A 10,752-nucleotide genomic window follows, 5' to 3' on the forward strand; every position below is an offset into this window, starting at 1 on the left:
GCGGCAGCGGCGAAACCATCTGGGATATTAAAAAACATATCGGCTACGTCAGCAGCAGCCTGCATCTGGATTATCGGGTCAGTACCACGGTACGCAACGTGATCCTTTCCGGGTATTTTGATTCCATCGGTATTTATCAGGCGGTGTCTGACAAACAGCAAAAGCTGGCGCAGCAGTGGCTGGATATCCTGGGCATGGACAATCGGGTCGCTGACGCGCCGTTTCATAGTCTGTCGTGGGGGCAGCAGCGCCTGGCCCTGATCGTTCGCGCGCTGGTGAAACACCCCACGCTTCTGATCCTCGACGAACCGCTGCAGGGACTCGATCCGCTGAATCGACAGCTTATCCGCCGCTTTGTGGACGTGCTGATTAGCGAAGGTGAAACTCAGCTGCTGTTCGTTTCACACCATGCCGAAGATGCCCCCGCCTGCATCACGCATCGCCTGGAGTTTGTGCCGGACGGTGAGGGTTATCGCTACCTTCTCAGCAACGTCGATTAACCGTGGAGGGCTCTGCCCTCCTCTTTTTCAGATAACTTGCATCAATACATCGCTATCTCTTTGATCTAGAATGCTCGGAGTCATTGTTAAAGCGAGTGTAAAAACGAGTGTAAACGATTCCACTATTTTATCCCATGTCACACTTTTCACGTCTCTGTTATGCTATGGTTATTACATACCATAAGCCCAATGGAGCGAAATATGCGAGTTCTGGTAACAGGTGGTAGCGGTTACATAGGTAGTCATACCTGCGTGCAACTGCTGCAAAACGGTCACGACGTCATCATCCTCGACAACCTGTGCAACAGTAAGCGCAGCGTGCTGCCAGTGATTGAACGCCTTGGCGGTAAACAACCGACTTTCGTGGAAGGCGACATCCGCAACGAAGCGCTGATGACCGAGATCCTTCACGACCACGCCATCGAAGCGGTGATCCACTTCGCAGGTCTGAAAGCGGTCGGTGAATCCGTTGCGAAGCCGCTCGAGTATTACGACAACAACGTCAACGGTACCCTGCGTCTCATCTCCGCCATGCGAGCGGCGAACGTCAAAAACTTCATCTTTAGCTCCTCCGCCACCGTCTACGGCGATCAGCCCAAAATCCCTTACGTTGAAAGCTTCCCGACCGGTACGCCGCAAAGCCCGTACGGCAAAAGCAAGCTGATGGTTGAGCAGATCCTGACCGACCTGCAAAAAGCGCAGCCGGAGTGGAGCATCGCGCTGCTGCGCTACTTCAACCCGGTCGGCGCGCATCCGTCCGGCGACATGGGTGAAGATCCGCAGGGCATCCCGAACAACCTGATGCCGTATATCGCCCAGGTTGCCGTGGGTCGCCGCGACTCGCTGGCGATATTTGGCAATGACTATCCGACCGAAGACGGTACCGGCGTGCGCGACTACATCCACGTGATGGATCTGGCCGACGGTCACGTTGCGGCCATGCAGCAGCTGGCCAACAAGCCGGGCGTGCATATTTACAACCTCGGCGCTGGGGTCGGCAGCAGCGTGCTGGACGTGGTTAACGCCTTCAGCAAAGCCTGCGGTAAGCCGGTGAACTACCACTTCGCTCCGCGTCGAGATGGCGACCTGCCTGCTTACTGGGCCGATGCCACCAAAGCCGACAAAGAGCTTAACTGGCGTGTGACGCGCACGCTTGATGAAATGGCACAGGATACCTGGCACTGGCAGTCACGCCACCCGCAAGGCTATCCGGACTAAGGATCCGTCATGACGCAATTTAATCCCGTCGATCATCCGCATCGTCGTTTTAACCCGTTAAGCGGGCAATGGATTTTAGTTTCTCCGCATCGCGCCAAGCGCCCCTGGCAGGGGGCGCAGGAGACGCCTGCAAAACAGACGCTGCCACAGCATGACCCGGACTGCTTCCTCTGTCCGGGCAACACGCGCGTCACCGGGGATAAAAACCCGGACTACAAAGGCACCTTCGTGTTCACAAACGATTTTGCCGCTCTGATGACCGACACGCCGGACGCGCCTGAAAGCCACGATCCGCTGATGCGCTGCGAAAGCGCGCGCGGAACCAGCCGCGTGATCTGCTTCTCGCCCGATCACAGCAAGACGCTGCCGGAGCTGAGCGTGGACGCGCTGAAAGAGGTCGTCAGCACCTGGCAGGCGCAAACCGCAGAGCTGGGGCAGAGCTATCCGTGGGTGCAGGTGTTCGAAAACAAAGGCGCGGCCATGGGCTGCTCAAACCCGCACCCGCACGGCCAGATTTGGGCGAACAGCTTCCTGCCTAACGAAGCCGAGCGTGAAGACCGTCTGCAGAAAGCGTATTTCGCGGAAAACGGTTCGCCGATGCTGGTGGACTACACCCAGCGTGAGCTGGCCGACGGCAGCCGCACCGTGGTGGAAACCGAACACTGGCTGGCCGTGGTCCCTTACTGGGCCGCCTGGCCGTTTGAAACGCTGCTGCTGCCGAAAGCGCACGTGCAGCGCATCACCGATCTCAGCGACGCGCAGCGCGACGACCTTGCCCTGGCGCTGAAAAAGCTGACCAGCCGTTACGACAACCTGTTCCAGTGCTCCTTCCCGTACTCCATGGGCTGGCACGGCGCCCCGTTTAACGGCGAAGAGAATCAACACTGGCAGCTGCACGCCCATTTCTATCCGCCGCTGCTGCGCTCTGCGACAGTGCGTAAATTCATGGTGGGCTATGAAATGCTGGCGGAAACCCAGCGTGACCTGACGGCGGAACAGGCGGCAGAACGTCTGCGTGCCGTTAGCGACGTCCACTATCGCGAATCAGGAGTCTAAAAAATGAGTCTGAAAGATAAAACACAATCCCTGTTTGCTGAGAAATTTGGCTACCCTGCCACCCACGTTATCCAGGCGCCAGGCCGCGTTAACCTGATCGGTGAACACACCGACTATAACGACGGTTTCGTGCTGCCGTGCGCCATCGATTACCAGACCGTTATCAGCAGTGCGAAACGCGACGACCGTAAAGTCCGCGTGATTGCTGCTGATTACGGTAATGAGACGGACGAATTTTCCCTCGATGCCCCGATTGTGACGCACGACAGTCAGCAGTGGTCTAACTACGTGCGCGGCGTGGTGAAACACCTTCAGAAGCGCAACAAGAACTTTGGCGGCGCCGATTTAGTTATCAGCGGCAACGTGCCGCAGGGTGCGGGCTTAAGCTCCTCTGCGTCGTTGGAAGTCGCCGTGGGCACCGTGTTCCAGCAGCTTTATCATCTGCCGCTGGACGGCGCGCAAATCGCCCTGAACGGTCAGGAAGCAGAAAACCAGTTCGTGGGCTGCAACTGCGGCATTATGGACCAGCTGATCTCCGCGCTCGGCAAAAAAGAGCATGCCCTGTTAATTGACTGCCGCTCGCTGGGTACCAAAGCCGTTCCCCTGCCAAAAGGCGCGGCTGTCGTCATCATTAACAGCAACTTTAAGCGCACGCTGGTGGGTAGCGAATACAACACCCGCCGCCAGCAGTGCGAAACCGGCGCCCGCTTCTTCCAGCAGCCCGCCCTGCGCGACGTGACGCTCAATGAATTTAACAAAGTGGCGCACGAGCTGGATCCGGTCGTCGCCAAACGCGTTCGTCACGTGCTGACGGAAAATGCCCGTACCGTTGAAGCCGCGTCCGCGCTGGCGAAAGGCGATCTGAAACGCATGGGTGAGCTGATGGCGGAATCTCACGCCTCCATGCGCGATGATTTTGAAATCACCGTTCCACAGATCGACACCCTGGTGGACATCGTTAAAGCCACCATCGGCGACAAAGGCGGCGTGCGCATGACGGGCGGCGGTTTTGGCGGCTGCATCGTTGCGCTGGTGCCAGAAGAGCTGGTCCCTGCCGTACAGGATGCCGTGGCGAAGCAGTACGAAGCAAAAACGGGCATCAAAGAAACCTTCTATGTTTGTAAAGCATCACAAGGAGCCGGACAGTGCTAAACGAAACACCTACCCTTGCACCGGATGGTCTGCCGTATCGCCTGTTAACCCTGCGCAACAGCGCGGGGATGGTCGTTACGGTGATGGACTGGGGGGCAACCCTTCTTTCTGCCCGCGTACCAATGCCGGACGGCAGCGTACGCGAGACTCTGCTCGGCTGCGCCTCGCCTGAGCAGTACGTCAATCAGTCCGCCTATCTTGGCGCGTCCGTTGGGCGCTATGCTAACCGCATCGCGAAAAGCCGTTTTGAACTCGACGGCGTGCAGTACACCCTGCTTCCAAGCCAGGGTGAGAACCAGCTGCACGGCGGACCGGACGGGTTTGATAAACGCCGCTGGAAGATTGTTCGTCAAAACGATGGTGAAGTTCTGTTCTCGCTGGATTCGCCTGATGGCGACCAGGGCTTTCCGGGGAACCTTGTCGCATCCGCGCGCTTTACGCTGACCGACGACAACCGTATCGCCATCGAATACCGTGCGACGGTCGACAAGCCGTGTCCGGTCAATCTGACCAATCACGCGTATTTCAACCTGGACGGTAGCCAGTGCGACGTGCGTAACCATAAGCTGCAGATCCTGGCGGATGCGTATCTGCCGGTTGACGAGATGGGCATTCCGTATCAGGGCCTCAAAGACGTGAGCGGCACCAGCTTTGACTTCCGCAGCGCGAAGTCCATCGCCCAGGATTTCATGAGCGATGACGATCAGCGCAAGGTGAAAGGCTACGATCACGCTTTCCTGCTGCAGGCCAAAGGCGATGTGAAACAGCCTGCCGCACAGGTCTGGTCTGCGGATGAGAAACTGCAGATGACGGTTTACACCTCTGCCCCAGCCCTGCAGTTTTACTCAGGCAACTACCTCGGCGGCACGACGGCGCGCGAACACGATGAGTACAGCGACTGGCAAGGCCTGGCGCTGGAGAGCGAGTTCCTGCCGGACAGCCCGAACCATCCTGAATGGCCACAGCCGGACTGCGTGCTGCGCCCGGGTGAAGAGTACGTGAGCGTGACGGAATATCATTTTATTCCACATTAATATCCAGCCCTCCCTCCGGAGGGCTTTTTTCTGCGCGCCTTGCTGAAAATAGCGCCGATCGCAGACAAAATCATAACCCTGGATTCACAAGCATCTTACACTCAGAGACTATTTTCGCTATGGTTAGGGTTAAGCGTTGCTGGTGGCACGGCCACGGCAATATAATGAGAATTGTTATCATTCTAAAAATGCTTGAGGAGTAAGAGATGGCTATTACTAAGCTGGTTCTGGTGCGTCACGGCGAAAGCCAGTGGAACAACGAAAACCGCTTTACCGGTTGGTACGACGTTGATCTGTCTGAGAAAGGCGTAAGCGAAGCAAAAGCAGCAGGTAAACTGCTGAAGGAAGAAGGCTTCAGCTTTGATTTTGCTTACACCTCTGTGCTGAAACGTGCCATCCACACCCTGTGGAACGTGCTGGACGAACTGGATCAGGCCTGGCTGCCGGTTGAGAAGTCCTGGAAACTGAACGAACGTCACTACGGTGCGCTGCAGGGCCTGAACAAAGCGGAAACCGCTGAGAAATATGGCGACGAGCAGGTTAAACAGTGGCGTCGCGGCTTCGCAATCACCCCACCAGAGCTGACCAAAGATGACGAGCGCTACCCGGGCCACGATCCGCGTTACGCGAAGCTGACCGACGCTGAGCTGCCAACCACCGAAAGCCTGGCGCTGACCATCGACCGCGTTGTGCCTTACTGGAACGAAACCATTCTGCCACGCCTGAAAAGCGGCGAGCGCGTGATCATCGCGGCTCACGGTAACTCCCTGCGTGCGCTGGTGAAATACCTGGACAACATGAGTGAAGACGAAATCCTCGAACTGAACATCCCAACTGGCGTACCGCTGGTGTATGAGTTCGACGAAAACTTCAAGCCAATCAAACACTACTATCTGGGTAACGCAGAAGAGATCGCGGCGAAAGCAGCGGCTGTCGCGAACCAGGGTAAAGCGAAGTAATTTTCGCCAGATATAAAAAAAGCGCGGAGCCTTCCGCGCTTTTTATTTGTGACTGAGAATTCAGCCGCGACGCGCTTTTACCGCATTCGCCAGCTGACGCAGGATAGCATCGGTATCGTCCCAGCCAATGCAGGCATCGGTGACGCTTTTGCCATACACCAGCGGCTCGCTGCCTTCCAGGTTCTGGTTACCTTCAACCAGATGGCTTTCGATCATCACCCCAATCACCGCCTTCTCACCGCCGGCAATCTGCTGGCAGACGTCTGCACCCACTTCCATCTGCTTTTTAAACTGCTTGCTGGAGTTGGCATGGCTGAAATCGATCATCACCTGCGGTGGCAGCCCGGCTTTTTCCAGCCCGACCTTCACTTCTGCCACGTGTTTCGCGCTGTAGTTCGGCTCTTTGCCGCCGCGCAGAATGATATGGCAGTCACCGTTCCCGCTGGTGTTAACGATGGCGGAATGGCCCCATTTGGTTACGGACAGGAAGCAGTGCGGCGCACCCGCTGCGTTGATGGCGTCGATAGCCACCTTAATGGTGCCGTCAGTGCCGTTTTTGAAACCCACCGGGCAAGAGAGACCGGACGCCAGCTCGCGGTGAACCTGAGATTCAGTCGTGCGCGCACCAATTGCGCCCCAGCTCATCAGGTCTGCCAGGTATTGTGGCGTAATCATGTCCAGGAATTCACCGGCCGCAGGCAGGCCGCTGTCGTTGATCTCCAGCAGCAGCTTGCGCGCAATGCGCAGACCGTCGTTGATCTGGAAGCTGTTATCCATATGCGGATCGTTAATCAGCCCTTTCCAGCCCACGGTGGTGCGCGGTTTTTCAAAATAGACGCGCATTACGATTTCAAGCTCGTCCTTCAGCTCTTCACGGAGGGTGAGCAGACGGGCTGCGTACTCTTTCGCAGCTGCAGGATCGTGAATGGAGCACGGGCCAATCACCACCAGAAGACGATCGTCATTACCTTTCAGGATCTTATGGATCGCTTTACGAGCATGAGAAACCGTGTTTGCGGCATTTTCAGTGGCGGGGAATTTCTCAAGGAGCGCTACAGGAGGTAATAACTCATTGATCTCTTTAATGCGTAAATCGTCGTTCTGATAATTCATTTTCTTTCCAGCTCTGCCATATCTTTAGTAATGAAAGCAATCCTTTCAATCTATCTTGTCGACCAGGAAGTGTAAACACGGTTTTACACTTCACGCAGATAATTCCTGGAATTCGCCTAAAAATCGCCACAAAATAGCGAAAAACGAGATCTAACCTAAGCTTTTTAACTGTAACAACCAATTTTAAACGCTTAAACGCGATTCCCTACTTACGTAAGTCCGTGAGGCGGAATCTTTCGCCTCTGAAACAGATGCACTGTTGGAGAAAGTTATCCAGCGTAACGACAAGAACAGGAGCACCATGATGAAAATGACTAAACTGGCAACCCTCTTCCTGACCGCCACACTCACTCTGGCAAGCGGCAGCGTCCTGGCCGCGGAAACGGGCACATCAGACAGCAACGGTGATGCCAATGCCGCTGCGGCAGCAGGCCAGTCCGCCCCTGATGCGAAACAGAACATCGCCCCGAATAATGTCGACAACAGCCAGATCAATACCGGTAACACCAACACCGGCGGCACTATGCTGCATCCCAACAGCAGCGGTTCCGGCACCATGAATCATGACAATATGAGTTCGGACGAGGTTCATAAGAACTCAATGTGCAAGGACGGCAAATGCCCTGACACTAATGACAAAGTAGGAAACGACGCGAATACCAAAACCGATGGCACCACCCAGTAACGGGGGTGTTCGGGAAGAAAAAGGAGAGCTCTGGCTCTCCTTTCTTTTTGGAGTAACCTATTAAAAACGCTACACTAAAAACAATAACACATCAGGAAAGCAGACATGGCGCACTCCCATTCCCACTCGCACTCTCCCGGCAACGACAACGCTAAACGACTGATGCTGGCCTTTGGCGTCACGGCAACGTTTATGGTTATCGAGGTCATTGGCGGCCTGATTTCCGGCTCTCTGGCGCTACTGGCTGATGCTGGGCATATGCTGACCGATGCCGCAGCGCTGCTCTTCGCCCTGCTGGCGGTGCAGTTTGCGCGTCGTCCTCCCAATGCGCGCCATACCTTCGGCTGGCTGAGGCTGACAACCCTCGCCGCGTTTGTTAACGCTATTGCGCTGGTGGTCATTACCGTTCTTATCGTCTGGGAGGCCGTACAGCGCTTCAGACACCCGCAGCCAATCGCCGGGGCAACCATGATGGTGATCGCCGTGGCAGGGCTGCTGGCGAATATCCTCGCCTTCTGGATTTTGCACCGCGGCAGCGGGGAAAAGAATCTCAACGTTCGCGCTGCGGCTCTGCATGTTCTGGGTGATTTGCTCGGCTCAGTCGGGGCGATTGTCGCCGCGCTGGTGATCCTCTACACCGGCTGGACGCCTGTCGATCCGATTCTGTCCGTGCTGGTGTCATGTCTGGTCTTGCGCAGCGCCTGGCGGCTGCTGAAGGAGAGCGTGAATGAACTGCTTGAAGGGGCACCGACGTCTATTGATATTGACGAGCTGAAGCGCAACCTGCGCCGTTCGGTCCCGGAAGTCCGCAATGTTCATCACGTGCACGTCTGGCTGGTAGGGGAAAAACCGGTCATGACGCTGCACGTCCAGGTGATCCCGCCTCACGACCACGATGCGCTGCTTGGACGCATCCAGCATTTTCTTGAACATCACTACGAAATTGGCCACGTCACCATCCAGATGGAATATCAGCCCTGTAACGGGCCGGACTGCCACCTTAACGAGGCGCAGTCCGGACATTCACATCAGCATCACCACTAGCTGGAAAGCGCGTGAGAACCTCGCTCACGCGCGCTCTTAATCCACATCCGGCTGCCGTTGAGCGCAATGAAGGTCAGCAGCAGATATTCCAGCGACATCGCATAGACGCCCTGCAGGGCGAAGATCGCCACGCTGATCACGTTGATGATGACCCACAGCAGCCAGTTTTCAACGTATTTACGGGTCATCAGGATCATCGCCGCAATCGACAGCACCATCATGCAGGAATCCCAGAACGGGAAGGCATCCGGCTGGAGCTCGGGCATCGTCACGTTAAGGCCGAAACCAGACATGACCGAAACGGCAACGCGGGTCAGGAATGCAAACACCGGGTTGATATAGACGGTCATTAAACCAATGGCGACCACGCAGGCGACAAACCAGGCGATGGCTTTCGGCAAGGGCAGCCAGCGGATCTGCAGTTCTGCCTCCTGCTGGCTGTTCTGACGCGACCACGCGTACCAGCCGTAAATATTGGCCGCAAAGAAGAACAGCTGCAAAAGCAGACTGGCGTACAGCTGGATCTGGAAGAAGATAATCGCAAACAGCGTAACGTTAATCAGCCCGAACGCGTAGTTGCTGATCTTCTCCAGGCTTGCCAGCCAGATACAGAGTAATCCCGCCAGCGTGCCAATGGCCTCAATCCATGACAGGTCATAGCCACCTGCACCAATCGGTATATGAACCAGAATGTTCTGCGTGCTAAAAAAATCCATCTTTTCCCCGGGGCGTTTTGAATTAAGTACGTAGTGTAGCCGCAAAATCCAGCATGCGGTTAAGCGGAATTAACGCACCTTCACGCAGGGCGGCATCCACATGGATTTCATGTGCTGCACCGCCCGTCTCGAGCCCTTCGGCAATGGCCTTCAGGCCGTTCATCGCCATCCACGGGCAATGCGCACAGCTGCGGCACGTTGCGCCCTCACCCGCCGTTGGCGCTTCAAGGAGCTCTTTCTCCGGCACGGCCTGCTGCATCTTGTAGAAGATACCGCGATCGGTCGCCACGATAAGCTGCCTGTTAGGCAGCGTTCTGGCCGCGTTGATAAGCTGGCTGGTTGAGCCCACGGCGTCTGCCATGTCGACAATCGACTGCGGTGATTCAGGGTGAACAAGAATCGCGGCGTCAGGATAAAGTGCCTTCATGCGCGCCAGCGCCTGGGTTTTGAATTCGTCGTGCACAATGCAGGCACCCTGCCAGCAGAGAACGTCAGCCCCCGTCTGCTTCTGGACATAATTTCCAAGATGGCGGTCAGGCGCCCAGATAATTTTCTCGCCAAGACTGTCCAGATGTTCAATCAGCTCAACGGCGATGCTGGAGGTGACAACCCAGTCGGCCCGTGCTTTTACCGCCGCAGAGGTGTTGGCGTAAACCACCACGGTGCGGTCAGGGTGGGCGTCACAGAAAGCCGTGAATTCGTCAATCGGGCAGCCGAGATCCAGAGAACACTCTGCATTAAGCGTCGGCATCAGAATGGTTTTTTCAGGGCTCAGGATCTTTGCCGTTTCGCCCATAAAACGCACGCCAGCAACCAGCAGCGTGGAAGCAGGATGTTTTGCACCAAAGCGTGCCATCTCCAGTGAGTCAGAAATACAGCCGCCGGTCTCTTCCGCCAGCTGCTGGATTTCCGGATCGGTGTAGTAATGGGCCACCATTACCGCATCGCGCTCTTTAAGAAGACGTTTGATCTTCTCGCGGTAGAACTGCTTTTCATCCAGGCTCAGCGGGACAGGCTTTGGCGGAAACGGGTAGATTGCGGCTTCAGGATCAAACATCACGCTCATTATGGCTTCTCGTTTTACTGGCTTAACAATATTGCCTTTCTTTTGCCTGACATAGCAAAACGCAGGGCAATTGTGTTTTGTATACTAAACAAGATAGCGAATCTGGAGTGAAAAGTCACCGGGAATAGATGTGCGGAGCATTTGTTGTATCGCAGATAGCAAAAAAGCGCCTTTAGGGCGCTTTTTAACATTGGTGGGTCGTGCAGGAT

The 10,752-nt window shown here is 55.9% G+C and carries 11 protein-coding genes; 8 read left to right on the forward strand and 3 right to left on the reverse strand.

The genetic code is table 11. From position 1 onward, the window contains the following. The 6 genes from INF68_RS23340 to gpmA form a co-directional block, all read left to right on the forward strand. The coding region (locus tag INF68_RS23340; RefSeq protein WP_227412931.1) for an ATP-binding cassette domain-containing protein at positions 1 to 500 on the forward strand (500 nt) is incomplete at its 5' end. 201 nt (positions 501 to 701) lie between these two features. Continuing rightward, positions 702 to 1,718 (forward strand): UDP-glucose 4-epimerase GalE, encoded by a 1,017-nt coding sequence (gene galE, locus INF68_RS20650; protein WP_023334950.1) that lies wholly within the window; start codon positions 702 to 704, stop codon positions 1,716 to 1,718. Positions 1,719 to 1,727: 9 nt separating this feature from the next. Further along, a complete protein-coding gene (gene galT, locus INF68_RS20655) occupies positions 1,728 to 2,774 on the forward strand; it encodes a galactose-1-phosphate uridylyltransferase (protein ID WP_063440600.1) in 1,047 nt (348 codons plus the stop codon). Between the two features lie 3 nt (positions 2,775 to 2,777). Further along, positions 2,778 to 3,926 carry a galactokinase gene (gene galK, locus INF68_RS20660; protein ID WP_126785936.1) on the forward strand — a complete coding sequence of 383 codons (1,149 nt, stop codon included), beginning with the start codon at positions 2,778 to 2,780 and terminating at the stop codon, positions 3,924 to 3,926. Next, on the forward strand, positions 3,920 to 4,960 hold the full coding sequence (gene galM / locus INF68_RS20665; protein WP_126785937.1) for a galactose-1-epimerase: 1,041 nt from the start codon (positions 3,920 to 3,922) through the stop codon (positions 4,958 to 4,960). The genes galK and galM overlap by 7 nt, the downstream gene beginning before the upstream one ends. A 206-nt stretch (positions 4,961 to 5,166) precedes the next feature. Further along, positions 5,167 to 5,919, forward strand: coding sequence for a 2,3-diphosphoglycerate-dependent phosphoglycerate mutase (gpmA, locus tag INF68_RS20670; RefSeq protein ID WP_126785938.1), 753 nt, complete (start codon positions 5,167 to 5,169; stop codon positions 5,917 to 5,919). 60 nt (positions 5,920 to 5,979) lie between these two features. On the opposite strand, the gene aroG is transcribed toward gpmA, so the two are convergent. Next, positions 5,980 to 7,032: a 3-deoxy-7-phosphoheptulonate synthase AroG gene (gene aroG / locus INF68_RS20675; protein ID WP_008501110.1), complete on the reverse strand. Its 1,053-nt coding sequence runs from the start codon at positions 7,030 to 7,032 to the stop codon at positions 5,980 to 5,982. 304 nt (positions 7,033 to 7,336) lie between these two features. On the opposite strand from aroG, the gene INF68_RS20680 reads away from it, so the two are divergent. Both INF68_RS20680 and zitB read left to right on the forward strand, forming a co-directional pair. Further along, complete coding sequence (locus INF68_RS20680) at positions 7,337 to 7,717, forward strand: protein YbgS (protein WP_109846280.1); 381 nt, start codon at positions 7,337 to 7,339, stop codon at positions 7,715 to 7,717. 105 nt (positions 7,718 to 7,822) lie between these two features. Further along, complete coding sequence (gene zitB, locus INF68_RS20685) at positions 7,823 to 8,761, forward strand: CDF family zinc transporter ZitB (RefSeq protein ID WP_126785939.1); 939 nt, start codon at positions 7,823 to 7,825, stop codon at positions 8,759 to 8,761. Here zitB and pnuC read toward each other — a convergent pair. Then, positions 8,758 to 9,477 (reverse strand): nicotinamide riboside transporter PnuC, encoded by a 720-nt coding sequence (gene pnuC / locus INF68_RS20690; protein ID WP_094934374.1) that lies wholly within the window; start codon positions 9,475 to 9,477, stop codon positions 8,758 to 8,760. The genes zitB and pnuC overlap by 4 nt on opposite strands. Before the next feature lie 22 nt (positions 9,478 to 9,499). Further along, positions 9,500 to 10,543: a quinolinate synthase NadA gene (nadA, locus tag INF68_RS20695; protein ID WP_126785940.1), complete on the reverse strand. Its 1,044-nt coding sequence runs from the start codon at positions 10,541 to 10,543 to the stop codon at positions 9,500 to 9,502. Positions 10,544 to 10,752: the final 209 nt, after the last annotated feature.

The sequence above is a fragment of the Enterobacter cloacae complex sp. P16RS2 genome (genome assembly GCF_014982155.1).
In the GTDB taxonomy this organism is placed as follows: Bacteria; Pseudomonadota; Gammaproteobacteria; order Enterobacterales; family Enterobacteriaceae; genus Enterobacter; species Enterobacter cloacae_M.